This window comes from Flavobacteriales bacterium, assembly GCA_016700415.1.
Lineage (GTDB): Bacteria > Bacteroidota > Bacteroidia > Flavobacteriales_F > PHOS-HE28 > PHOS-HE28.
Genome location: CP065018.1, coordinates 2,448,242 through 2,472,099, shown reverse-complemented (window position 1 = coordinate 2,472,099; position 23,858 = coordinate 2,448,242). Strand labels below are relative to the sequence as shown.

Genomic DNA, 23,858 nt, shown 5'->3' with positions numbered 1-23,858 from the left:
CGATGATGGGCAAGATGTATTTGGACCACGTCTAATGACCAGCTATCCCCATAGCCCTTAGGGTACCTCGAAGAACCTCACTCCCGCGTCATCGGCACTATGTGCCGACCCTTCGGGCAAGCGTTCTCGTTCGGTCATCCTGCGTTACTCCTCAGTCAGTTACCTACGGGTAGCTTCCTTTCGTCGCGCCTTGGCTGCCCCGAACGATAAGCGCTTGTGCCATCGGTTCGAGGTTCTTCGAGGTACCCCTTACCTTCATGGCCTGCGTAGCCAACGATCGATCGTTGACCATCCGGGCAACATCCTGTCGTTTGTCGACGTATGAAACGAGATATTCGCCCCTTCATGAAGATCCGCCTCCTTTTTCTCGCGACCGTGCTGCTTCCGTTCGGGCTTGCCGCCCAGGATCCCATCTCGGTGAACGATCCAGTGCTGGAGCGCTTGGATGCGCTGAGCCAGCTTCCCTGGCTGAAGAACGACCCCTTCACCACGGACGTGGGCAAACTGAACACGCACAACTTCGCACCCGATGTGGTCCCCACTTATTCGCCGGAGGTCTTCCAACAGCGCATGCTGGAGTTGGATGAACGCACACCGTTCAAGTTGACTTACAACAAACAAGTGCAGGCCTATATCGACATGTATGCCGAACGCAAACGCGACCAGACCGCACGGATGCTGGGCATGGCACAGCTCTACTTCCCGGCATTTGAAGAGGCGCTGGACCGCTATGGCCTTCCGCAGGAACTGAAATACCTCGCCGTGGTGGAGAGCGCACTCTATCCCGGAGCACGCTCGCGGGCCGCTGCTGTGGGCTTATGGCAATTCATCATCGGTACCGGCAAGCTTTACGGCCTGCGGGTGGACAGCTATGTGGACGAGCGCTGCGATGTGTACAAAAGCACAGATGCCGCTTGCCGCTATCTGCGCGATCTCCATGAGGCCTTTGGTGACTGGGAGCTGGCTCTAGCCGCGTACAACTGCGGGCCGGGTAACGTGAACAAGGCCGTCCGCCGCGCTGGGGGCACCATGGACTATTGGAAGATCTACGATCACTTGCCCCGCGAGACCCGCGGGTACGTGCCGGCGTTCATCGCCGTCAATTACATCTTCAACCACGCCTCGGACCACAACATCTACCCGGTGATCCCCAATTACTGCGCCTACGAGGTGGACACCATGCAGATACGCTACCCCTTGGAACTGGACCGTCTCGCCGGCATCCTCGGTGCCGACTCTACGGAGCTGCGTGATCTCAACCCCATGTTCAAGGTGGGTGTGGTCCCGGTGATGGACGGTCCGGCCACCGTGTATATTCCCAGGACGCTCACAGCATCATTCATCCAGTACGAGGACACTATTGCGCGCTCCTATGTTCCGGACGTCAGTACACCGGCGCCCGTTACTTATGCTTCCGTCACCAAGGGTTCATCGAAGAGCTATACGCATGTGGTCCGGAGCGGGGAATCGCTGGGATTGATCGCCCAGCGGAACAGTGTCAGCATTCAGGACCTGCGCAGGTGGAACCACTTGCACGGGGACCGCATCCGTGCGGGCCAGCGATTGTTGCTGCATCACGAGGTTGTCCCGGAGCCCGTAACAACGACCAAGGAGCCCGATGAGGCCAAAGCCGTCCCTGCGAGCCCCGGAGCAACGGAATATATTTACCATACTGTGCAGCCGGGGGATACTTTATGGGGTATTGCGCAAAACTATCCCGGGGTTAGTTTGGACGACCTTAAGCGACTTAATGCCAACATGAATTTCCGCCACCTGACCGTGGGCGAAAAGATCAAGGTGGGCGTGGAAAAAGGCTAAAACCAGAGCTGCACGCTCGTCGTTGTTTTCAACGATCTGGTCGCCATTGTTGATGAATTTGTCGAGGTGACCGGCCCTCGTTCAATTACCTTTCGGTGCAAACAGATGCACCATGGGCCTGCCGAACATCCGTGAATTCATGCATGCGCATTGCCGGTTCCGCCTTCGCTCCGGCAGGGAGATCTTCGGCGTGGTGTGGGAGGCGGGCACCAATGAGAAGGACCGGCTCCACTTTGCGAGCATCGGCGATTACGAGCGCTCACGCCGTGATCCCCGCCAGCCCTTGGAGGCGTTCCCCATGTCCCCGGAGGAGATCCTACTTGCCGAGCGCTTGGCCAGCTAAGTCTTCGGCTCCCCGCTCGCCCGAATTGCCCTTTTGCTTGGATGCTCGGTCCAGTAGAAAGGCATAGATCCGGGCCACTTCGTTCAACCGTTCAAAACGGCCGGTGGCCCCGCCGTGGCCAGCCTCCATGTTCGTCCAAAGCAATATGGGCCGGTCGCCATGTTGGTGCTCCCGCAAGCGTGAGACCCATTTTGCCGGTTCCCAATACTGCACTTGGCTGTCGTGGAAGCCGGTGGTGGCCAGAAGTGCCGGATAGTCCGCTTCGTGCACGTTGTCGTATGGTGAATATCCGAGGATCCGTTCGAACGCATCGGCTTCCCGCGGGTCGCCCCACTCATCATATTCGCCCGTTGTCAGCGGGAGGCTGGCGTCGAGCATGGTATTGGCCACGTCCACGAAAGGGACTTCGGCCACGACCGCGTCCCAGAGGTCGGGCCGCATGTTCATCACTGCCCCCACGAGCAGGCCACCGGCGCTGCCGCCCATGCAGTAGAGCCTCTTGGGGTCGGCATGGCCGTCAGCAACCAGTTGTTCCGCGCAGGCGATGAAGTCGGTGAAGGTGTTCACCTTGTTTTCCATGCGCCCGTTCTCGTACCAGGCGCGCCCCAGCTCCTCGCCGCCCCGCACATGGGTGATGCCGAAGACGAAACCGCGGTCCAGCAGGCTCAGCCGTGCGCTGCTGAAGACCGGTTCCACATTGATGCCGTACGCGCCGTAGCCGTAAAGAAGCAAGGGGGCCTTTCCGTTCAGCTCCGTACCCCGAAGGCACACCAGACTGATGGGCACTTGCACACCGTCCTTCGCCGTGGCCCAGATCCGTTCACTCACATAGCGCGAGGCGTCGAACCCGCCCAGCACCTCCTGCTGCTTTAATAGGCGGTCCCATCCGGTGACCATGTCGTGTTCAAATACACTGGTGGGCGTGGTGAGCGAAGTGTAACCATAGCGGAATTTCGAGGTGTCCCATTCGGGGTTCGTGCTACCAAAGGCCACGTACGCGGGATCATGGAAGGTGATCTCATGCTCTTCCCCGGTGCTGAGCCGTAGTATGCGTAAGTGGGCCAGACCGTTCACCCTCTCGGTGAATGCCAAGTGGTCGATGAACACCTCGACGTCCTCCAACATCACCTCCTCACGATGGGGCACTACTTCGGTCCACGCGGTCTTTTCCGTCCGGTCCTCCGGGCATTCCATCAGCCTGAAATTCCGGGCTTTCCAATTGGTGAGGATGTAGAATTTACCGGATCGCAATGGGTCTTCAGCGTCCGGTACGTGCATAATGCTCATCTCGTGCTTGCGGCCGCGCGGAAAGAGGGTCCGGAACTCTCCCGTTGGATCGTCCGTGGGCAAAAGCCGGTGCTCGCTGGACAAGGTGCTCTCGGTGGAGATGATGACGTACCGGTCCGATCGGCTACGGAAGACATCACAACTGAAGGCGCGGTTTTTTTCATGGAACACCTCCACATCGGTAGTGGGGTCCGTGCCGATCAAGTGACGGAACACGCGGGCATTGCGCAGGCTGCGGTCTTTGCGCACATAGAAGAACGTCCTGTCATCCGCGAAAGCGCCCCCATCGCCCGCATGGGTGATCACATCATCCAGCTCCTCGCCGGTGGTAATGTCGCGGAAGCGGATCTCGTATCGTCTGCGGCCCAACGTGTCCAGACTGTAGGCCATCAAGCTGTTCCCGGGGGCTATCTCAAAGTCGGCCAGATCGAAATAGTCATGTCCCAAGGCCATGGCGTTTTCATCGAGAAAATCCACAAAGTCGGCCGGGACCTTTTCCTTTTCCGAAAGCACGGGCGCCCGCATGTGGATCGGATATTCCGCCCCCTCTTCGAATCGGTATCGGTACCAGTATCCGTTTTCCCGATATGGCACGCTGAGGTCGCTTTCCTTTACCCGTCCTTTTATCTCGGTGAACAAGCTGTTGCGCAGCTCGGAGACCGGAGCGAGCATGCCTTCGCAATAGGTGTTCTCTTCGCGCAGGTACGCGATCACACGTTGGGTGTGCTCATCCGGGACTTTTGCAATGCGCTGCTTTTCGGTCAGTCGCATCCAAGCGAACTCGTCGGTCCGCGTCCGCCCATGCAAGGAGGTCCGGTGGGGTTCCTTCGCAGCGCGGGGCGGTCGTGGCAGGGTGAAGGCTTTCATGGTGTTCGAGCGGGCGGGATCGGCCAAGTGCGATAATGGCAGATGACAAGGCTGGCGAAAATAGCGCCCGGCCAGTGGACCGGCATCAGTGGAGCAGGGCGTGCAATATCGCAGGAGATCGCAATTGCCCGAATCCTTCCACGTGAAGGCGGAAGTAGTCCAGTAGTTGCTCCAGCAATCCTATTCGGACATCGGATGGCAGGTGCATGTCCACCTCCGTGGATTCCGCGCGCAGGAGCTCCGCAAAGGCGAGCGAGCTGTTCACGTTCATGCAGAACCCGTGTTCGGGAACGCCATTGAAGAAATGTCCTTCGCGCAGGTCGAACCGGTCCTCACCCGGCCCTGGCAGTTCGGGAAGAAAGCCCAAGTGCCGGGCCAGGCGCAGAAGGAGCAACAGTGGAAGTTGGCCGAGGTTGTCCCCTGTATCGATCTCCTCAAGCGTGCGCTGGACAAGATCGAACAGTTCGGGGTCGGGTGATTCCTCCTTCAGGGTGCGATAGAACACTTCTTGGGCGAAGAGCAGCAGAAGCCCTCTGGCTGGATCACCCGCAATGCCCACGTAAGCTTTCTCTGTCCGGACCTCACGGACGGTATGCAGTTCCCGTTCCCCGCTCTCGCTTACCACTATTTCCAAGCGGTCCAGCGGCTGTAGGTGCGCAGGTTTGGCGCTGCCTCGCTTGCTGATGCGCACGATATATGAGCGTACACCGAAGCATTCGGTGTACGCCTTCAAAATGACGAAGTTATCACCGTGCTTGAAGGTGCGAAGCACAACGGCACGTGTGGTCTGAAGCATGTGCAGAGTTTCCCCGTGGAGGACTTGCCCGGGCCTATCTCACTACGGCCACTTTGGTATTGCACTTGCGTATACCATCGGGGTCCACGGCCAGAACAAGGTAGATCCCGGTACTAACACGGTTGCCTGTCATGTCCGTGGCGGGCCATATGGCCTGACCGCCCAAAGATATGGTGTGGAACACAAGGTTGCCGGCCACGTCCGTGATACGCACATCACTGCCCCGCACCAGGCCGGTAATGGCCACGGGGCCGGTAAAGGTCTCTCTGACCGGATTGGGGAATACGCTGGTACAGTCGGCCGTCTCGCTGCCCTCGGTGGCCTCCCCGCGGTAGCCCATGATACCTTGATCGGTGCCGATGAACACTTCGCCGGTCACGGCATCGATGTTCAGGCAAATGACGTTGTCGCTTGGTAACGGGCTGTTCGCCGCGGTGAAATGGGCGATCTCCTTCGTGCCGTCAGCCGATACTAGGAAGACGCCACTGGTCTGGGTGCCCAGCCACTTTCTATTGGCCCCGTCCACCGCGATCGCGCTTACCGATTCCGTCTCCAGAAGGATCTGGACATTCCCATCTTGCTCGATCAAGATCTGTTGAGCGTCGAAATCCCCGTTGGTGAACACCGCGTCCGGGTTGTAAAACACCGCAACCCCTTTTCCCGTGCCCACCCAGATCTGCTGTTCCTTATCCTCGGCCACGGCGAACACGTCCATGGAAGGCAGCCCTCCCTGGCCTTCGAAGGTGCTGAGGGCTTTGGCTTGGTCGTCCCCCGGATCGGACGGGGTGCCATTGTCCGTGAATACCAGCATGCCGGCACTGCGGGGCCTGACGATCCATTTGTATCCGTTCATTCCCACAATGATGTCTGAGAGCAGCGTATTATTAGCCAGGGCGGCGTTGGCTGAAAAGGAGTGCCAGTTACCGTTCTTTTGCTTGACACTGATGGGGGCGGCGCAGTTGCTGTTGGTGACCCAGAGGTTCCCTTTTTCATCAAAGGCCAGTCCGCCAACCTGTGTTGGCACATTGTTCGAGGCGTTGTTCTGGAACCGCTGCAATGTGCTGTTATCAGCATCAAAGAATCCGACACCACGGCCATCGCGCATCTCCAACAAGCCATCATCCCAACTTCCCACGAAAGCGTGGTTTTCGTCCTCGGGATCGACCTGCACGGGCATAACATCGTTCAATTCAGCGCCAAAGTCGTTGCTACCGGAGGCAAAAAGCGGATCGTTGCCATGGTCGGCCGTCCCCCAGCGGCCTTCCATCAGGAAATGCACCCCGTCCTTGCGGAATTCATCGCCCCAATTCCCCGAGGGCGCCCCTGTGGTGACATACAAGGAACCCTTGGCGGAGGACATACGATAGACATTGTTGTTGGAAGGACCATTTGGATAAATGTCCGTCACGTCGCCATCCCCCCTAAAGCGGACAAGGCCATGGGCGCTTGTTGCCACCCACAGGCCGCCGTTCTCACGCCCGATGGCGTCCACTGGTCCCATGGGGGCATTTCCGGAGGCTTGGTCGGCATAGTAGGTCTCGTTCAAGTCCGTGTTGAACTGCCGCACCCGTCCAAGTTGGCTGACCGTGAGGGTGGAACCATCCCGGGAAATATGCATGTTCATGTTGGAATTGCCTTGGATGGCGGTCATGACATGCCACCCAGAGTCATAGTAGTACGTCGTGTCCAGCAGTGCTGTGGGGTCCGTGCTTCCCTTGTGGTTCACCAGCACCTTGCCGCCGAAGGAGAGGACGGTAGAGAACACACCGTTCGCACTCGGGACGTCCGGCCTTTTGTGCCAATTGGTGTAAGCGGCCAAATTGGCCTCCCACCGCCAGGCTGCAAAGAGGCCCTGCTGGGTGGCGGCATAAATGGAATCCCCATGGAAAGCGATGCTGTTCACCTGCAATTGTGCGGCATTCGGGCCGATCAACCAAGTGTCCTTCACCTCCATGCGGGCCAGATCCACGACCACGATACCGAAGCCGCAGCCCAAATAGGCCAGATCACCCTCGTTGGTGATGTAGTAGATGCCCTTATCGCCCACGATGGAACTGCGCTTGATGTCCGGCAGGTTGATGGAACTGCCGTCCTGGACCACATCGAGATTGCCGTCCTTGTAGCCCACCAGTAGGGCGCTCCGGTCCGTATTCCAGCCCAGGGTCAGGATATCGACGTCGTTCAATGCGTTCACTTTCGTGTAGCGCTCGGTCTCGCCGGACTGCTCGTTGTATTTGAAGACCGCCGTGGTGGTTGCGCAGTAAATGTCATCGTTGCCTTGGACCACCGCGATGGTCTTCCGGTATTGAAAGTGATCACGCCAATGGCCGATGGCGGGTTGGGCCGTTAGACTTCCGGCCAGACCGAGGAGGCCGGAGGCAAGGAACAGCGTTCGGGAAGGTCGCATGCGGTCAGTGAACTACGGTGGACACAACGTGGAAGCAGGGGGATCGGTATGCACGGCAAAATTGGGCCAAATGCAGGACGCCCCGGGGTTCCGGAGCGTCTTGGGTGAGGTCGCGTGCGGATTCGAACCGCAGTAGCAGCTTTTGCAGAGCTGTGCCTAACCACTCGGCCACGCGACCATTGCTTTTCCCTTATTTGCCCATTAGGCCATATTCAGGGCCGCGAAGATAACCGCTTCCTCCTTAACCCTCCACGGTGTACACAACGCGGTCCACCGCACCCGGAATGGGCGGGTGTTCCTTTTCCAGCCGGACCCGCCAGACGAAGCCATGGGGCCACTCTCCACGCAAGGCCGCGAGTATCCGGGCGGCCACATGCTCGATCAAGTGGGAGCGCTCGGCCATCTGTTCCACCACGATGGCCGTTACACGGCTATAATCGATGGTGTCCGTGAGCTTGTCCGTCCGCTCCGCACGGGCCATGTCGCCCTGAATAGCGACGTCCACACGGTAGTGCCCACCGATGCGCCCTTCCTCTGTGAGGCAGCCATGATAGGCGTACACCTTGATACCGTTGACCTCGATCATTCCCATGCCATACAGCGCCCAAGCCCGGCCTTCAGCCGGACGATCACTTCATCTTTGCCCAACAAGGTGCTCACGTCGAACATGCCCGGGCCTTGCATGCGACCGGCCATGAACAACCGATAGAGCGGCATGATCTGGCCGATCTTCTTCCCGTGCTCGTTCAGCACCTCATTGAAAACCTGTTCAAGGGTGTCGGGTCGGACCGATGACATCTCGGAAATTCTTGCAATGAATGCGTTCAAGGTGTCGGCGGCCTCCGGTTTCCAGCGTTTTTTCAGTTCGGCCAAGCCTTCCTCATTGTCCTCCAGGGGCGATCCCGACGTAAAGAGATAGGTGCCTTCCAACAGGTCTTCCGGAAAGGTTGCGCGCTCCTTCAGCAAGGCTACTGCGGCCGTGGCCTTCTCGGTGGTGGTGGTGATCCCCAAACCTTCAAGACCCTTGAGTAACTGTTCGCCCAGTTCGGCGTCCGGTCGCATGCGCAGGTATTGCTGATTGAACCATTTGGTCTTTTCCGGGTCGAATTTCGCACCGCCCTTGTGTACGCGTTCCAGGTCGAAGAGCTTCGTGAGTTCTTCCATGCTCATGATCTCCTGGTCGGTGCCTGGGTTCCAGCCCAACAGGGCCAGCATGTTCACGAAGGCTTCCGGGTAATATCCGCGCTCGCGATAGCCGCTACTGCGTTCGCCGCTGACGGGGTCCTGCCAGTCGAGCGGGAAGACCGGGAAGCCGAGCCGGTCGCCGTCGCGCTTGCTCAGCTTACCGTTGCCGTCGGGCTTCAAGATCAATGGGAGGTGGGCAAACGCCGGGCGCTCCCAGCCGAAGGCCTCGTACATGAGCACATGCAGCGGGGCGCTCGGCAGCCACTCCTCCCCGCGGATCACATGGGTGATCCGCATCAAGTGATCGTCCACGATGTTGGCCAAGTGGTACGTGGGCATGCCGTCGCTCTTGTACAGCACTTTGTCGTCGATGTTGGAGCTGTGTACCGTGACCCAACCCCGGATGACGTCCTCGAAGCGGACCTCAGCATTGCGCGGCACCTTCAAACGGATCACATGTTCATCGCCCCGCGCCAGCCTTTCCTGCGTCTCCGTCGCGCTCAGGGTGAGGCTGTTCTTCATGTGTTCGCGCGTAACGGCATTGTAGGCCGGTGCAGCGACACCTGCGGCCTTCAGCCGCTCTCGCATGGCGTCCAGATCCTCGGTCGTGTCGAAAGCGTAATAGGCCTTGTCGTCCTGCACCAGTTTCTCCGCGTAATCCCGGTAGAGGTGCTTGCGGTCGCTTTGGCGGTAGGGGCCATCAGGGCCGCCATCCCATGGCCCTTCATCGGGCTTCATTCCGCACCAGGCCAGTGCTTCACGGATGTAATCCTCCGCTCCGGGAACGAACCGCGTCCGGTCCGTGTCTTCGATGCGCACTAGGAACTGGCCGCCGTGCTTGCGGGCGAACAGGTAGTTGTACAGGGCGGTACGTACACCGCCCATGTGCAACGGCCCTGTGGGGCTTGGGGCAAAACGAACTCTTACGGACATGCTATACGTGTATGCTGGCTCGTCGGGCAGGACGGACCAGCCGAACGGCCACTACGTTGACGTGAATGGTTGGGGAATGAGATCGTGTTCAGACCTGAACACCCTTCTCCACGATGCGCTTCCATTCCGGATGCTCGCGCAGGTGGGCCGTGACGAACGAGCACATCGGTACCAACTTCAAGTTGTTCTCCTCGATGAAAGTGAATACGCGCTCTACGATCTCCACGCCCACGCCCTTGCCGGCCAAGGACTTGGGTACTTTGGCGTGGGTCAAGAACATTTTGGTCCCGTTCAGTTCGTATTCCACCTTGGCCATCCGACCGTCCACCTCCATTTCAAATTGGCGGGAACTGGTATCGTTGATCAAGGGAATGGTGCTCAGGTCGATCATGGCGGTATTGTCTGGTCCCGGTTAACGGGCATGGCCCGCTGGGGAAAAGGCGCGCAAAGGTATGATATAGTGAAAAATGGGGAAAGCCTCGAGGTAGGACCTTTGGCGACGACGCCCCTGGGCAAGTTCTGCTGACCTTTGCCACCCATGGCCCCACACCCCGAAGGAAAGAAGAAGAACAAACGCTGGCGCCCGTTCCTCTTCGCGGGCATTGCCGTATTGCTGCTGCTGAGCATCGCGGCCTTCTTCCTGCCCTACTTGCTGAAACGCCACATCGAAAAGCACAGCTTGGAATGGATCGGTCGCACCGTCTCCATCGACAACATCATCCTCAACCCGTTCACATTCACCTTCGCGGTGAATGGCGTGCAATGCTCCGAGCGCGGGAGCGCCGAGCCGTTCGTTTCGTGGAAGAGCATCGCAGTGAAGAGCGATCTATGGAACGGGTTCCGGAACAAGGACTGGCGTTTCCGCCAGCTGCGTATCGAGGATCCCTACTTCCACATCACGCAAAACGCGGACCGCTTCAACTTCAGCGACCTGCTCGAAATGGGCGGAACGGATACCACGGCCTCCCCGGATACGACGCATGTGCGCTTCAGTATGGTGGACATCCGCATCACCGGCGGGCGCATCGTATACGATAGCGACGTGCTGAAGGCGCCCGTGGGCATCTCCGGGCTGCACATGCAATGCGATCTCATCTCCTCGGAAAGTGCGCGGATGGATTTCCTGCTCGGCCTCACGCTGGACGGTGGCGGCGCACTCGACGGCGGCTTCAAGATCGACACGGAGAGATCGCTTTATGCGGTGCATGCCACATTGAAGGACTTCGCACTGCCGCAACTGTTGCCTTATCTGCAGGATTTCATGCACACCACTGCGCTGAAGGGCGAACTGGACCTCGGTCTGGACCTCGAGGACAGCTGGGCCGACACCGCCGCACTGGCCGTAAGCGGTGATCTGGAACTGAACAACGTGGACCTCACAGACGGCGGAGGCACGCAGCTGATCGGCATAACGAGCGGGCGTGTTGTGTTGGACACGTTGAACGCGAAGACGCAGAGCTTCACGATCAGCCGTGTGCTGATCGATGGGCTTACCACACGCTTCCGGCAATGGGCCGATGGTTCCAACACGTGGACGAAAGTGCTGAAATTAGACAGCACCGCGATCGGTGACAGCGCAAACACTCACTTGGAAGCCGCGCCCAGCAATGTGTTCGTGATGCTCGCCGACTACATCCGCCTGCTGGGGCAGGAGTTCGTGGCGAACCAGTACACCGCCGACAGTATGTTGATGGTCAACAGTGCCGTGGAATTCGAGGACTTCACCCCGGAGAAGCCCTTCCGTTACAAGCTGGACCAGATCGACATCCGTAGCAGCCGGATCACCACTGCGACCGGCACAGCCGACTTCACGGCATCCGCAAGACTGAACGGGCGTGGAATGCTCACGAGCACCTTCAAGTTCGATCCGAAGAATTTCCGAAATGTGGACGCCTCGTTGGAAGTGGCGGATCTTTCGCTCCCGGACCTCGACGCCTACAGCCGTTGGTATGGCGCGTACCCCGTCCTGTCCGGAACGCTGGATTACACGGGCAGTACTACGATCAAGGACGGGAAGATCGACAGCAGGAACCATCTGCAGGCGGATAACTTGCGTTTCGCGAAAAAGACCGCCGTGCATGACACCGGCATCTTCGTCCTACCGCTGCGCCTTGCCGCATCGCTACTGCGCGATGTACATGGCAAGATCGATCTCGACGTGCCGGTGAAGGGCGACCTGAACGATCCGGAGTTCAAGCCATGGCCCATCATTTGGAAAGTGCTGAAGAACCTCGTGGTGAAGGCTGCGGCGGCGCCGGTAAAACTGGTTTCCGGGGCCTTCGGGGGAAGGGACGATGTGGACATGGAAGAAGTCCGTTTCCTGCCTTTGACCATCGAGATCGACAAGGACCAAAAGCGCTCCTTGGATGCCTTGGCCGCGCTGCTGAAAGAGAAGCCGGAACTGAATGTGGCCTTGGTGCCGCTGACCGACCTCAAGGATGAACAGGAGGAGTGGGGCGCAGCTCACGCGAAGATGGAATTCCTTGGACTGGCATCGCCCCTGAACAAAGCTGACAGCTCGCGCGTGTCGGACCTCGCCCTGCGCGATCCCGCTTTTGTCGTGTTCTTGGACACAAGAACGCCCGCCACAAAAGGAAAACCCGAACGCGAGCGCTGCGTTTCCGCAGTGGGCGCTGATGTCGCGACACGGGCCGTTGTTGCCGAGGAAGGCTTCCGCCAAGAAGCCGTAAAGACCTATTTGCATAAGGTCGGCACCGACCTGGAACGGATCGTTTTCCGGCCCGGCACTCCGGAAGAAACTTCCGGCTACATGGGCGCTCCCGGCTTTCGATTTATTGTGAACGTGAGTGATTGAGCATCGTCTTGCTACTCCTGAATGCGCCGGTATGGAACGTAACTTCGTCCTTCCGATAACAGCAGAAAGATCATGGCCACAGCAACATTGAAATACAAGACAGAGAACTACATCGCCGGGAAGCCCGGTGCCAACGGCCAAAAGCAAATGGACGTGCATTCACCGCTGGACGGCAGCGTGATCAGCACCGTGCCGCTCAGCACCGCCAAAGACCTTGATGTCGCCGTGAAAGCCGCCGAGGCCGCATTCCCCGCATGGAGCGCTATGCCGATCAAGGAGCGTTCACAGATCTTCTTCAAATACCGCGAGTTGCTGCTGAAGAACCGCGAAGAACTGGCCCGACTGGTGCACGAGGAAAACGGCAAGACGATGGACGAGTCCTACGCCGAAGTGGACAAGAGCGCAGAGCTGACCGAGTTCGCGTGCAGCCTGCCGCAGCTCGTGCAGGGCGAACTGCTGGAGGTGAGCAAAGGCGTGGAGTGCCGCATCGAGCGGAAGCCGCTCGGCGTGGTGGTGAGCATTTCGCCGTTCAACTTCCCCAACATGGTGCCGCACTGGACCATCCCCAACGCGCTGATGCTGGGCAATACCATGATCCTGAAGCCGAGCGAGCTGGTACCGATCAGCGGTGTGCGCATCGCGGAACTGCTGAAGGAGGCCGGCCTGCCCGATGGCGTCTTCAACGTCGTCAACGGTGATCGCGAGATCGTGGAGGCCATCTGTGACCATCCCGGTATCAAGGCCGTGAGCTTCGTGGGCAGCACCAAGGTGGCCAAGATCGTCTACGTCCGCGCCAGCGCCTCGTTGAAACGCGCGGTATGTCTCGGCGGAGCGAAGAACCACCTGATCGTATTACCGGACGCGCATGTGGAGATGACCGCCAGCAACGTGGTGGCCAGCATGAGCGGTTGCGCCGGACAGCGCTGTATGGCCGCCGCACAGATGGTCGGCGTCGGCGCTGTGGACCGCATCGTGGACCAGATGCTGGTGGAAGCGAAGAAGCTGATCCCGGGGAAGACCCTCGGACCGGTGATCAGCAAGGCAGCTTTTGAGCGCATTACGGGGTATATCGCCGAGGCTGAAAAGGCCGGTGCGAAGATCCTTCTCGATGGCCGCGATCCGACAGTGGAAGGTGGCGCCAAGGACGGCTACTACCTCGGCCCTACCATCATCGACCACGTGACGCTCGACATGCGCATTGCGAAGGAAGAGGTCTTCGGCCCGGTGATCACCATCATCCGCACGAAAGACCTTGATGCGGCGATCGCCATCGAGAACGCGAATCCGTATGGCAACGCGGCGGCGGTCTTCACGCAAAGTGGAGGGCAAGCGCGGCAAGTGATGGAACGCGCCAGCGCCGGCATGATCGGTGTGAACATCGGCGTGCCCGTGCCCCGCGAGCCGTTCAGCTTCGGCGGCTGGAACGACAGCAAGTTCGGCACCTGCGACATCACCGGGAAGAGCAGCATCGAGTTCTGGACACAGCTGAAGAAGACCACCACGAAGTGGAATCCGGAAGGGAAGGTGAACTGGATGAGCTGATGCGTACTTGGTTATACCTCTGTCTGACGGCACTGGTTTGTTGCGGTGAACCGAACCAGACTGAGGACGGGCCACAACGAGCACTACGTTCAGGATTTGTGATCGACACCCTATTGTTAGGGCATCCGGTGCATATCTCCATGGATATGCCTGCATTACGCCGGGACACAATGAATCAGCTTCGGATCATGATCGATGGAATAGCTATGAGTGACTGGGCGGTATTCACCATTACACGGCAAGCAACGATCAAGATGGATACGGTCACGAAATTCTTTCAAGTGACTCCGACGAGTTCAACTGACGGCGTCATGATCCATTTTAGACTGCCAGAGGCCAATGAGTATGGTGGTGACAATCCTTCCGTATTTGTGCCAGTTGAATGATCCGATGCAGATGAAGGCAACGAAGTTGGATCCGGACTGGTTGAATTTGCACAAGAGCGCCTCAATTAGGCCAGTCGCAACCGACCACCCGGCTGTCTATCTTTGAGCAAAGACAAGAAGCATGCGCAACATTCAATTCACCGCCCATATCGAGCAGGACCCAGAAAGTGGCTTGTACATCGGCATTGTACCGAGCATCCAGGGGGCACATACGCAGGCAAAAAGCCTTGACGAACTTCAGGCAAACCTGAAGGAGGTGGTCGAGCTTTGCCTGGAAGAAATGAGCGACGACGACATCAAGGCACTTCCTGCGTTCGTTGGTCTGCAATCCTTCTCAATAGCGGTATGAGCAAATTGCCGATCGTGGATGCAAGGACATTTGAACGCATCCTGCTCAGATGGGGCTTCCAGGTCGTGCGACAGAAAGGGAGTCATGTTTTCTACCGACATCCTGATGGGCGCTACACTACACTTCCTCATCATAAGGGCCAGGACATCAGCAGGCCGTTGATCCGGAAGATCCTGAATGAAATACAAGCGATACCGGACGAGTTCGTTCGCGCTGCGACCCAAGATTGAAACAACCTGATGAGCACCCAGACCAAGACCAATCCCGCCGATATCCTCAAGGAGAACCTCGAGCACACCATCTTCTCGTGGAACAAACAAAGTGGCCTGAACCCGCTCAATATCGAGCGCGCCAAAGGCATCTACCTGCAAACCCGCGATGGCCGGAAGATCATCGACTTCAGCTCGCAGCTGATGAACGTGAACATCGGTCATGGGCACCCGAAAGTGGCGGAGGCCGTGGCCAAGCAGATGGCCGAGGTGAGCTACGTCTACCCTGGCATGATCACCGAGGCGCGCGGCAAGCTGGGCAAGACGCTCAGTGAGATCACTCCGGGCACGCTCAACCGCACTTTCTTCACCAACGGTGGCGCGGATGCGATCGAGAACGCGATCAAGCTCGCCCGTTTGTACACCGGCAGGCATAAGATCATCACGCTCTATCGCAGTTACCACGGTGCCACTTACGGCGCGCTTTCCGCAGGCGGTGACCCGCGCGGCTTGCCCTATGACAGCCAAGGCGTGCCGAACATCATCCATGTGGAGAACCCGTATTTCTACCGCTGCCCATGGAACAGTAAGACGCCGGAGGAATGCACCGAGCGCGCGCTGGCGAACATGGAGCGTGTGGTGAAGTTCGAAGGACCGGAACACATCGCTGCGATCCTGATGGAGGGCGAAAGCGGCTCCAGCGGCTGTATCAAATATCCTCCCGGCTACTGGAAAGGCGTGAAGGCCATCGCGGACAAATATGGCATCCTCACCATCTGCGACGAGGTGATGAGCGGCTTCGGGCGCACCGGAAAATGGTTCGGTATCGACCACCACGGCGTGGTGCCGGACATCCTGTGCATGGCGAAGGGCCTTACCAGCGGCTACATCCCGTTGGGCGGCATCATCGTGCGCGAGGAGATCGTGAAGCATTTTGCGGACAAGCCGCTGCCTATCGGCCTGACGTACAGTGCACACGCCGTGGCCTGCGCGGCCGCCAACGCCGTGATCGATGTCTACAAGGATGAGAACCTGATCGACAACGCTGCGCGCATGGGCCAATACATGGAGAAGCGCGTGGCTGAGCTGACGCAAAAACACCCGAGCATCGGCGACTTCCGCAACACCGGACTGTTGGGCTGTATCGAACTGGTGAAGAACCGCGGGACCAAGGAGCCGATGGCTCCCTGGAACGCAGGGCCCAACGACATGGCCGTGATGAACAAGGTGGCCGCCAAGGTCGCGGAGCTGGGCATGTTCACTTTCGTCCGTTGGAACTGGATCTTCATCGCTCCGCCACTGATCATTGATGAAGCGGGGATCGACGAGGGTCTGGAGATCATCTCGAAAGCGATCAAGATCGCGGATGAAGCTTGTGTTTGACGCGCACTGACTTCAGCCAACGAAAAAGGCCTCTTCGCGCCAACATTCGGCAGAACTCTCCCGGACCAGATCCACCCCACAGGATGCAGTCTACACATGTCCGTGTGGAAGAGGTGCGTGGCCCAAAAGCGCTTCATCGCTACATCCATCTTCCAGAACGTCTTCCGGGGCAGCGCCCCAATTATGTCCCGCCGATCTGGGCCGATGAGCGGGCGTTCCACGATCCGCGGAAGAACAACGCTCTGGCCGGTTGTGAGGTGGTGCGATTTCTCGCCTGGCGCGGTGATCGGTGTGTGGGCCGGATCATGGGCATCGTGCATAGCGAGCACAACCAACAGCAGGGGGAGCGCACGGCTCGATTCTACCAGCTGGACGTGATCGATGACCGTGCGGTGAGCGCCGCGCTGATCAGTGCGGTGGAACACTGGGCGCGCAGCTTGGGCATGGACCGCATCATCGGCCCTTTTGGCCTCAGCGACAAGGATCCCCAAGGGGCGCAGGTGGAAGGCTTCGAGCACATACCGGTACTGGCCACGCCCTCGAATCCTTCATTCCTTCCCGCCCTCATTGAAAGTGCGGGTTACGCGAAGGTCGCTGATGCAGTGGCCTACAGAACGGAGATCACGCCCCAGCTTCCTGCGGTCTACCAGCGTATTGTGGACCGGTTGGCCGGCAGTTCGGAGTTCCGCGTCCTGTCCTTCACTTCCAGAAAGGACCTGAAGCCGTGGATAATACCCGTATTCAGCTTGGTGAACGCCAGCTACAAGGACCTGCTGGGCTTTGTACCCATGACCGGACCGGAGATGAAGAAGCTGGCGGCGCAGTACATGCCGGTGCTGGACCCCGAGCTGGTGAAGGTGGTGGTGGACAAAAGCAATGAACCGGTGGCCTTCGTGGTGGCCATGCCGGATATGAGCGAGGGTATCCGCCATGCCCATGGGCGGATGTTCCCGTTCGGTTTCATTCATGTGTTCCGGGCTATGCGGCGGTCGCGTCAACTGGACCTTTTCCTTGGCGCCGTGCGCACGGACCTGCAAGGGCGCGGCCTTACCTGCCTGTTGGCGAACGAGCTGCTGACCAAGGCCTACGAGCGCGGATTCACCCATATGGACAGCCACCTTGTGCAGGAAACGAACCATCGCATGCGTGCAGAACTGGAACGGCTGGGGGGTACGATCTGGAAGCGCTATCGCATCTATGGCAAGGACCTGTGAGGCCCTGAACGAAAAAGGCCCCAGCGCTATGCTGAGGCCCCTCGCTCCCCGGGTTGGACTTGCCCCGAAATATATCGGGGCAACGCCCCCCTTACTATGGACCACTAAACCTACCGACTTGGTACTCTCGGTAGTTCTCCTCCTCGATGATCCGTTTGATCGTCGCCCTGCTTTTCTGTGACTTGACCCACTTTTCGATCCGCCGCGCGTGAGAGCGGTCGTCACAACGTACTGAGACCTGTAAGACCCAATCTTCTGCAATGGCTGTGGCAGAACCTTTTTAAAGGTGCTGGTTGTGTTGCCCCGGTCGCTCCACAGGGTCCACACTTTCGCCAACGTAGTAGCGATCGGCCTCAGCGCTGTACAGGATTTAGAGGTAGTGGGGGCATTACGCTAAAAAGGCCCCAGCGCTATGCTGAGGCCCCTCGCTCCCCGGGTTGGACTTGAACCAACGACCCCCTGATTAACAGTCAGGTGCTCTAACCAGCTGAGCTACCAGGGAAGAAACCCCTTTCGAAAAAGGGAGCGCAAAAGTAGGAAGAGTAGGTGATCCCACAAGTTCCCGCGCTTTCTTCACCTTTGCGGCCCCAAAACATCCTCACGAACATGAAGCTCGTCACCGTTGGAACCGTCGCTTTCGACAACATTGAAACCCCGTTCGGCAGGGCCGACAAAGTGGTCGGCGGCGCCGCCACGTATATCTCGTTGGCCGCTTCGTTCTTCTTGAAGGACCAGGGCATCGTGAGCGTGGTGGGCGAGGATTTCCCCGTGGAGATGATGGAGAAAATGCGCGCACGAGGCATCGATCAGGCCGGGCTGGAAGTGCTGAAAGGCAAGGAGAGCTTCTTCTGGAGCGGCAAGTACCACTACGACATGAACACGCGCGATACGTTGGAGACGCGCCTCAACGTGTTACTGGACCTGGACCCGGAATTGAACGATGCGTACAAGGCCACCGAATACTTGATGCTCGGCAACCTGGACCCCAAAGTGCAGGCGAAGGTGCTGGACCAGGTGGATGCACCCGCGCTTGTGGTGATGGATACGATGAACTTCTGGATGGACAGCGCGATGGACCAGCTCAAGGAGGTCATCAAGCGGGTGGATATCCTCACCATCAACGATTCCGAGGCCCGGCAGTTGAGCGGCGAGCACAGCCTGGTGAAGGCCGCCAAGGTGATCATGGGCATGGGCCCGAAACACCTCGTAGTGAAGAAGGGCGAACACGGAGCGTTGCTCTTCAATAAGAACAATGTCTTCTTCGCACCGGCATTGCCGCTCGATGAGGTCGTTGACCCGACCGGTGCGGGGGACACCTTCGCTGGCGGCTTCATCGGCTACCTCGCCCGCAGCGGCGACCACAGCTTCAACAACATGAAGCGCGCCATCATCGTGGGCTCGGCCATGGCGTCCTTCTGCTGCGAGAAATTCGGCGTGGAGCGCCTGCTGGAACTCACCCAGGAAGAGATCGACCTGCGCATTCAGCAGTTCGTGGACCTCGTGGATTTCGACATTAAGCTCGTGGAAGGCTAAGGCCGGGGCCCAGACCGGGAAAAGGTCCTCCATCAGGGTACTGGAAGGGGAACGGCACCCCCCCGGTATCCCCATATTTGGGTATTGTGCGTGATAGCGGGTTTGATTATCCTTGTAGTGGCCGAACACATGGCCTCAACCCCCCCCGACCATGAGAACTTTTACCCCGTTGTTCCCTCCTCCCATCGAGCGTTTCCGCGCCACGGTCGCGGCCTTGCTCTTGGCCATCGCGCTCATTTGGGCGGGTTCGCTCAAGGCGGCACAGGTGGGTGAAAGCACCGCCCGCGACGTTGCGGTCCATGTTCTTCGTGAGCGCAGCGCCTCGTTCTTGGCCACGCGAAGCTCCGATCTGCAACTGGTGTACACGAAGACCGGTAGTGCTTCCGGGCAGTCCGCTGCTCCGGTCTACTTCCGTGTGTTCAACGCCGAAGGCCAGGGCTTCGTGATCGTGTCCGGTGATGATCTGGTGATGCCGGTGCTCGGTTATTCCACGGAGCGGGCTTTCCCATCGGGCAGCTTGGCGCAGAACGTGGCGAAGTGGCTCGAGGGCTATGCCGGGGAGATCCAAGCGGCGATCGAGGCGGAAGGCCCTGCGGTACAAGCGGTTGCCGTGGCGTGGCAGGAGGCCATCAGCGGTGTGCATGCCGACCGTGACACCGAAGGCGTGAACCCATTGGTACAGACGATGTGGGACCAGTCGCCCAACGTGAACGCGATGTGCCCCGGCGGGTCCGTGACCGGATGCGTGGCTACCGCGATGGCGCAGGTGATGAAGTACCATAACCACCCTGCACAGGGAGCTGGCCTTCATTCCTACAACGAGCCGCACTACGGCACGCTTTCGGCAAACTTCGGGGCCACCACCTATAACTGGACCGCCATGCCCAACACGGTGAGCGGCCCTAACAACGCCGTGGCCACCTTGATGTACCACTGCGGCGTGGGCGTGGACATGAATTACACCCCACAGGTGAGCGGTGCCTGGGTGATCAGCAGCCACAGCCCCGGTACTGAGAATAATGCGGAATTCGCCCTGAGGACCTACTTCGGCTATGACCAGGGCATGCAGGGCATTGCACGCGACAATTACAGCGAGCAGCAGTGGACCAACCTGCTCAAGACCGAGCTGGACGCGAGCCGACCGATCATCTACGACGGCTTTGGTTCAGGCGGTGGGCACTGCTTCGTCTGTGATGGCTACGATGACAGCAATTACTTCCACTTCAACTGGGGATGGGGCGGACAGGTGAACGGCTATTTCACCGTAGGCGCCCTCAACCCGGGGTCCACCGGGACCGGTGGCGGCGATGGCGGCTATAACAGCGGCCAGGAAGCGATCATCGGCATCAAGCCCGCGACAGGCGGCGGCGGTGGAGGAGGGACCGGCCAGTTGAGCACGTTGGCACTGTATAACTACGTGAGCCCGACCTCTTCCACACTGTACTATGGCCAAGGCTTTACCGTCTCCACCAACATCGTGAACAATGGCACCTCCGCGTTCAGTGGTGATTATGCCGCCGCGGTGTTCGACGCGTCGAGCAACTTCTATGGCTTCGTTCAGGAGCTCGATGGCAACAACCTGCCGGCCGGTTACGCCTACAACAACGACATCCAGTTCACCACCACCGGTCTGTTCAGCATGCTGCCGGGCGACTATGTGATCGCGATCCTCTACCGGCCCACCGGCGGTGAATGGGTGCTCGTGGCGGACAATGGCGGCTATACCAACCTGACCCCGGTGAGCGTGATCAACCCGAATGACATCGAGATCGCAAACGCCATCACCGTAACGCCCGGCACCTCATTGACGCAAGGAGGGCAGATCTCGGTGAACCTGAACGTGGAGAACGACGGGGCGGCCACCTTCGTCGGCCAATACGGTGTGGCCCTCTACAACTTGGACGGATCCTGGGCGCAGGATGTCGGCGTGCTGAACGAGACGAACGGGCTGCCGAGCGGATACTCCTATCTTGCCCCGTACCTCACCTTCGGACCCGTGAGCGTCACGGTACCGCCCGGTACCTATTTGTTGGCGGCGCAGCACAATCCGAACAATTCGGGATGGCAGCTCACGGGTTCCAGCTATTTCGCCAATCCCGTCTTTGTAACCGTTACCGCTGCCCCCATCCAAGGCGACCCGTACGAGGTGAACAACAATGCCGGTCAGGCTTATTCCCTGCCGGTGAATTTCTCCGGTAACAGCGCCACGGTGAGCACCCCGGGATCCAACCTGCACAACGAGACCGATCAGGACTTCTACAAGGTGGTGCTGCCAGGGGGCAACAACTATGCGATCACGGCACGCATCCACGACTCTTGGAACAGCGGCAATGGGAACAGCTACTCGCTGGACGGTGTCTGGGCCTGGTCCGCGGACGGCAACTCCTGGTCCTCGGCGTATGACGACGTGATGCCCGGGAACATCGTGGTGTATGGTGGTGGCACGGTCTGGTTCCAGGTGGCCCCATACTTCGCAGGAGGAATGGGCACATATCTGCTGGACCTCCATATTCTGCGCGGTGCCAACGTGGGCATTGATGAAGATCCGGCCCTTGGGGCGATCGCAGTGCACCCCAACCCGGCAAAGGATAAGCTCACCATCGACCTAAGCGGCTTCCCGGGAACACTGGAGAGCGTGCAACTGGTCGACATGCAAGGAAGGACAGTGTTGGACAAGGGGACGTTCACTGGCCTACGTGATCAGGCCATCGTGGATGTGTCCGCCGTGCCCGAAGGTGCCTACCTCCTACGCATGGGCACCGATAAGGGCGTGCGCAACGAACGTTTGATCATCGCCCGATGAATCGACCATTGATCACACTCGTGGTATTGCTTTCCGCTGGTTGCTGCGGAAAGAAGGATGCTGCCCAAACAACGGCCGCCACCGGTCCGGTCGCCGGTGCAGGCCAACTTTCCCAGGCCTCCGCGACGGGGGTGGCCGCCACCGCCCACGTGCTCGTGTACCGCACCAAGTCGGATCTCCATGATCAGGTCCCGATCATGCTCTCCGCGGACCGAAAGACCATCCTCTCCTATCCCCACCCCAAGGACCTGCGGACCAGCGATGGCTTGTCCGTACCCGTGAAGTTGGAAAATGGTTGGCTGTTGGACCGAAGGGGTATCGGAATGAACGTGGCCTTCCTGAGGATGACCTATGCGGAGTACGCCGCTTTGGAGAACGCACCATCATTGGCCGAACTGGATGCGGCCATCACGGACCGCGACCCGTTGACGGACCTCTGCGATTGTGGACCTCGTGCGGCTTTTACAGATCCGGCGGCGCAGATCGGCAACCTCATCCGGCATGATTCGCTGTACGTCCGCTGCAAGCGCCTGAAGTGAACCCTGTAATGAAAATCCCCCTTCCCGACCACGTGGTCGGGAAGGGGGATTTCTTCTTGTTGAAGCGCTATGCTTAGCTGCCCAAGTAGTTGAACTCGCGTACGCCGCTGTCATTGAAGGGGCCGGGCACCAACGTCCCGTTGCCGTCCACCAGCTCCAAGCGAACGGTGTGCTTGCCCAGTTCGAGGCCCTCGATGAAGTAGGCGTCCCACTTGTTGATCGTCCATACCTTCCCGTCGATGGTAGCGCGTACGCTGTAACCCTTGTCTGTGAGGTCGGTGTTCAGCAAGTAGAAGTCCAGCAGCATTTTGTCGCCGTCCAACTGCTTGTAATCGCCCTTAGGTCGGCTGTAGAAGAGGGTGGGGTCTTTGGTGACATCGCCGGCGATCAACGAGTCCTTTCCCGGCATGGTGAACTCCTTCACCACCACGGCCTTGTTGTTCTTCAGGCTTTCGTGATAGCTGCGGCTTAGGAAGCAGAGGGCCACGTTCCGGCCGGGGTTCGCCTTCTCTGTGAAGTCCGAATTGTATTCGGCCTTGTAGGGTGCGTTGTTGAGGATGAAGTGGATGTGCTGCCCATCCTTGCTGTTGGCACAGCCGCGCGTTCCGGCGTCGGGTGTCTGGGCCTTCAGCTCGAATCCGTTCACCGTGAACTTGTACTCCGCATCCATTTTCTTGTTGTTCGGGATGAGCGTGTCCAATTTCAGGTCCGCGTCCGGGAACTGGGTCGCCGGAGGAGCGGCTACGAGTTTTATAGTGGCATCTGAGGGAGCCACTACGTCGGGCCGCTCAGTAGGCACAGCAGCCGTAGTATCCATAGGTGGCGGTGGCGGTGGTGTATCCTGGGGAGGGTTGCCGCAGGCGGCCAGCAGCAGAAGGGTGAGCAAGGGCAAGGTCTGTTTCTTCATTGTCTTCTTCGGGGTTTTCATTCAAAGCTGAGCAGGATCTGTCCCTTTTCCACGGCGGTGCGCTCCACGGCGTGTATCTTTTTGACGACGGCATCCCCGGCGCTCTTGATCACGTTCTCCATCTTCATGGCCTCCAGCACCAGCAAGGGGTCGTTCTTCTTCACCGTATCGCCCTCTTTCACCAGCATCTTCAGCACTAAGCCGGGCATGGGGGCTTTCAATTCGCGCACCATCGCACGCGCGCTCCGGTCGATGCCCAGTAGTTGCATCAGCCGGGACCGGTCATCTTCCAAGCGTACCGTATGGCAATGGGCGCCGATGCGCATCCGCACCGTGCCGGTGTCCTGGTCCTGCTTCAACACCAATACGCTGTGCGAACGCCCCTTGTACACCACGCTGAACATACCGGGACCGGTCTGGGTAAGGTCCGGGGCCTGCTCGCCGGTAAGTGTCCAAGGTGCACTTGGTGTGGCTCGCTCAAGCTCCAATGGCTTGGCGACTGAATTGACCGTGGCGTAGCGTTTTGCACACATGAACTTAGC

The 23,858-nt window shown here is 59.1% G+C and carries 20 protein-coding genes and 2 tRNA genes; 12 read left to right on the top strand and 10 right to left on the bottom strand.

The window, feature by feature from the left end; genetic code table 11:
• Positions 1–345 precede the first annotated feature (345 nt).
• Positions 346–1,818, top strand: a complete 1,473-nt coding sequence (locus IPP95_10375) for a LysM peptidoglycan-binding domain-containing protein (protein QQS71590.1) — start codon at positions 346–348, stop codon at positions 1,816–1,818.
• Between the two features lie 112 nt (positions 1,819–1,930).
• Positions 1,931–2,161: a hypothetical protein gene (locus tag IPP95_10370; protein QQS71589.1), complete on the top strand. Its 231-nt coding sequence runs from the start codon at positions 1,931–1,933 to the stop codon at positions 2,159–2,161.
• Here the strand turns inward: IPP95_10370 and IPP95_10365 are convergent.
• The 7 genes from IPP95_10365 to IPP95_10335 form a co-directional block, all read right to left on the bottom strand.
• Positions 2,135–4,315, bottom strand: coding sequence for a S9 family peptidase (locus IPP95_10365; protein ID QQS71588.1), 2,181 nt, complete (start codon positions 4,313–4,315; stop codon positions 2,135–2,137). The genes IPP95_10370 and IPP95_10365 overlap by 27 nt on opposite strands.
• A gap of 85 nt (positions 4,316–4,400) precedes the next feature.
• The gene (recO, locus tag IPP95_10360; protein QQS71587.1) at positions 4,401–5,111 is read right to left on the bottom strand and encodes a DNA repair protein RecO; all 711 of its coding nucleotides are present in this window, start codon (positions 5,109–5,111) and stop codon (positions 4,401–4,403) included.
• Between the two features lie 34 nt (positions 5,112–5,145).
• On the bottom strand, positions 5,146–7,518 hold the full coding sequence (locus tag IPP95_10355) for a hypothetical protein (GenBank protein ID QQS71586.1): 2,373 nt from the start codon (positions 7,516–7,518) through the stop codon (positions 5,146–5,148).
• 107 nt (positions 7,519–7,625) lie between these two features.
• A tRNA-Cys gene (locus IPP95_10350) sits at positions 7,626–7,696 on the bottom strand.
• A 63-nt stretch (positions 7,697–7,759) separates the two neighbouring features.
• Positions 7,760–8,110 carry a dihydroneopterin aldolase gene (folB, locus tag IPP95_10345; protein ID QQS71585.1) on the bottom strand — a complete coding sequence of 117 codons (351 nt, stop codon included), beginning with the start codon at positions 8,108–8,110 and terminating at the stop codon, positions 7,760–7,762.
• Complete coding sequence (locus IPP95_10340) at positions 8,101–9,636, bottom strand: glutamate--tRNA ligase (GenBank protein ID QQS71584.1); 1,536 nt, start codon at positions 9,634–9,636, stop codon at positions 8,101–8,103. Before IPP95_10340 ends, folB begins: the two co-directional genes overlap by 10 nt.
• An 88-nt stretch (positions 9,637–9,724) precedes the next feature.
• On the bottom strand, positions 9,725–10,027 hold the full coding sequence (locus IPP95_10335) for an N-acetyltransferase (GenBank protein QQS71583.1): 303 nt from the start codon (positions 10,025–10,027) through the stop codon (positions 9,725–9,727).
• A 147-nt stretch (positions 10,028–10,174) separates the two neighbouring features.
• Between IPP95_10335 and IPP95_10330 the strand changes: the two genes are divergently transcribed.
• The 7 genes from IPP95_10330 (at position 10,175) to IPP95_10300 (ending at position 17,534) form a co-directional block, all read left to right on the top strand.
• On the top strand, positions 10,175–12,451 hold the full coding sequence (locus tag IPP95_10330; protein QQS71582.1) for a DUF748 domain-containing protein: 2,277 nt from the start codon (positions 10,175–10,177) through the stop codon (positions 12,449–12,451).
• A gap of 72 nt (positions 12,452–12,523) precedes the next feature.
• Positions 12,524–13,993 carry a CoA-acylating methylmalonate-semialdehyde dehydrogenase gene (locus IPP95_10325; protein ID QQS71581.1) on the top strand — a complete coding sequence of 490 codons (1,470 nt, stop codon included), beginning with the start codon at positions 12,524–12,526 and terminating at the stop codon, positions 13,991–13,993.
• A gap of 98 nt (positions 13,994–14,091) precedes the next feature.
• Positions 14,092–14,379 (top strand): hypothetical protein, encoded by a 288-nt coding sequence (locus IPP95_10320; GenBank protein QQS71580.1) that lies wholly within the window; start codon positions 14,092–14,094, stop codon positions 14,377–14,379.
• A gap of 121 nt (positions 14,380–14,500) precedes the next feature.
• Positions 14,501–14,728, top strand: a complete 228-nt coding sequence (locus tag IPP95_10315; GenBank protein QQS71579.1) for a type II toxin-antitoxin system HicB family antitoxin — start codon at positions 14,501–14,503, stop codon at positions 14,726–14,728.
• Positions 14,725–14,958 carry a type II toxin-antitoxin system HicA family toxin gene (locus IPP95_10310; protein ID QQS71578.1) on the top strand — a complete coding sequence of 78 codons (234 nt, stop codon included), beginning with the start codon at positions 14,725–14,727 and terminating at the stop codon, positions 14,956–14,958. The genes IPP95_10315 and IPP95_10310 overlap by 4 nt, the downstream gene beginning before the upstream one ends.
• A 9-nt stretch (positions 14,959–14,967) precedes the next feature.
• Positions 14,968–16,320 (top strand): aminotransferase class III-fold pyridoxal phosphate-dependent enzyme, encoded by a 1,353-nt coding sequence (locus IPP95_10305; GenBank protein QQS71577.1) that lies wholly within the window; start codon positions 14,968–14,970, stop codon positions 16,318–16,320.
• A gap of 83 nt (positions 16,321–16,403) precedes the next feature.
• Complete coding sequence (locus IPP95_10300) at positions 16,404–17,534, top strand: hypothetical protein (GenBank protein ID QQS71576.1); 1,131 nt, start codon at positions 16,404–16,406, stop codon at positions 17,532–17,534.
• Between the two features lie 428 nt (positions 17,535–17,962).
• Here IPP95_10300 and IPP95_10295 read toward each other — a convergent pair.
• Positions 17,963–18,036: transfer RNA gene (locus tag IPP95_10295), tRNA-Asn, on the bottom strand.
• A gap of 104 nt (positions 18,037–18,140) precedes the next feature.
• Between IPP95_10295 and IPP95_10290 the strand changes: the two genes are divergently transcribed.
• From IPP95_10290 to IPP95_10280, 3 genes are all read left to right on the top strand, one after another.
• Complete coding sequence (locus IPP95_10290; GenBank protein QQS71575.1) at positions 18,141–19,067, top strand: bifunctional hydroxymethylpyrimidine kinase/phosphomethylpyrimidine kinase; 927 nt, start codon at positions 18,141–18,143, stop codon at positions 19,065–19,067.
• Positions 19,068–19,218: 151 nt separating this feature from the next.
• The gene (locus tag IPP95_10285; protein ID QQS71574.1) at positions 19,219–21,870 is read left to right on the top strand and encodes a thiol protease/hemagglutinin PrtT; all 2,652 of its coding nucleotides are present in this window, start codon (positions 19,219–19,221) and stop codon (positions 21,868–21,870) included.
• Positions 21,867–22,409, top strand: a complete 543-nt coding sequence (locus IPP95_10280; GenBank protein ID QQS71573.1) for a hypothetical protein — start codon at positions 21,867–21,869, stop codon at positions 22,407–22,409. Before IPP95_10285 ends, IPP95_10280 begins: the two co-directional genes overlap by 4 nt.
• A gap of 73 nt (positions 22,410–22,482) precedes the next feature.
• Here IPP95_10280 and IPP95_10275 read toward each other — a convergent pair whose 3' ends face one another.
• Together IPP95_10275 and IPP95_10270 are read right to left on the bottom strand one after the other, a co-directional pair.
• Positions 22,483–23,337, bottom strand: a complete 855-nt coding sequence (locus IPP95_10275; protein QQS71572.1) for a phosphopeptide-binding protein — start codon at positions 23,335–23,337, stop codon at positions 22,483–22,485.
• Entirely contained in the window at positions 23,334–23,849 is a 516-nt protein-coding gene (locus IPP95_10270; GenBank protein ID QQS71571.1) for a biotin/lipoyl-binding protein, read from the bottom strand. Before IPP95_10270 ends, IPP95_10275 begins: the two co-directional genes overlap by 4 nt.
• Positions 23,850–23,858 lie beyond the last annotated feature (9 nt).

Excerpts from the sequence above, each read along its gene's own strand:
- IPP95_10375 (QQS71590.1), top strand. The coding sequence starts at position 346 with ATGAAGATCCGCCTCCTTTTTCTCGCGACCGTGCTGCTTCCGTTCGGG.
- IPP95_10370 (QQS71589.1), top strand. The coding sequence starts at position 1,931 with ATGGGCCTGCCGAACATCCGTGAATTCATGCATGCGCATTGCCGGTTC.
- IPP95_10365 (QQS71588.1), bottom strand. The coding sequence starts at position 4,315 with ATGAAAGCCTTCACCCTGCCACGACCGCCCCGCGCTGCGAAGGAACCC.
- recO (QQS71587.1), bottom strand. The coding sequence starts at position 5,111 with ATGCTTCAGACCACACGTGCCGTTGTGCTTCGCACCTTCAAGCACGGT.
- IPP95_10355 (QQS71586.1), bottom strand. The coding sequence starts at position 7,518 with ATGCGACCTTCCCGAACGCTGTTCCTTGCCTCCGGCCTCCTCGGTCTG.
- folB (QQS71585.1), bottom strand. The coding sequence starts at position 8,110 with ATGGGAATGATCGAGGTCAACGGTATCAAGGTGTACGCCTATCATGGC.
- IPP95_10340 (QQS71584.1), bottom strand. The coding sequence starts at position 9,636 with ATGTCCGTAAGAGTTCGTTTTGCCCCAAGCCCCACAGGGCCGTTGCAC.
- IPP95_10335 (QQS71583.1), bottom strand. The coding sequence starts at position 10,027 with ATGATCGACCTGAGCACCATTCCCTTGATCAACGATACCAGTTCCCGC.
- IPP95_10330 (QQS71582.1), top strand. The coding sequence starts at position 10,175 with ATGGCCCCACACCCCGAAGGAAAGAAGAAGAACAAACGCTGGCGCCCG.
- IPP95_10325 (QQS71581.1), top strand. The coding sequence starts at position 12,524 with ATGGCCACAGCAACATTGAAATACAAGACAGAGAACTACATCGCCGGG.
- IPP95_10315 (QQS71579.1), top strand. The coding sequence starts at position 14,501 with ATGCGCAACATTCAATTCACCGCCCATATCGAGCAGGACCCAGAAAGT.
- IPP95_10310 (QQS71578.1), top strand. The coding sequence starts at position 14,725 with ATGAGCAAATTGCCGATCGTGGATGCAAGGACATTTGAACGCATCCTG.
- IPP95_10305 (QQS71577.1), top strand. The coding sequence starts at position 14,968 with ATGAGCACCCAGACCAAGACCAATCCCGCCGATATCCTCAAGGAGAAC.
- IPP95_10300 (QQS71576.1), top strand. The coding sequence starts at position 16,404 with ATGCAGTCTACACATGTCCGTGTGGAAGAGGTGCGTGGCCCAAAAGCG.
- IPP95_10290 (QQS71575.1), top strand. The coding sequence starts at position 18,141 with ATGAAGCTCGTCACCGTTGGAACCGTCGCTTTCGACAACATTGAAACC.
- IPP95_10285 (QQS71574.1), top strand. The coding sequence starts at position 19,219 with ATGAGAACTTTTACCCCGTTGTTCCCTCCTCCCATCGAGCGTTTCCGC.
- IPP95_10280 (QQS71573.1), top strand. The coding sequence starts at position 21,867 with ATGAATCGACCATTGATCACACTCGTGGTATTGCTTTCCGCTGGTTGC.
- IPP95_10275 (QQS71572.1), bottom strand. The coding sequence starts at position 23,337 with ATGAAAACCCCGAAGAAGACAATGAAGAAACAGACCTTGCCCTTGCTC.
- IPP95_10270 (QQS71571.1), bottom strand. The coding sequence starts at position 23,849 with ATGTGTGCAAAACGCTACGCCACGGTCAATTCAGTCGCCAAGCCATTG.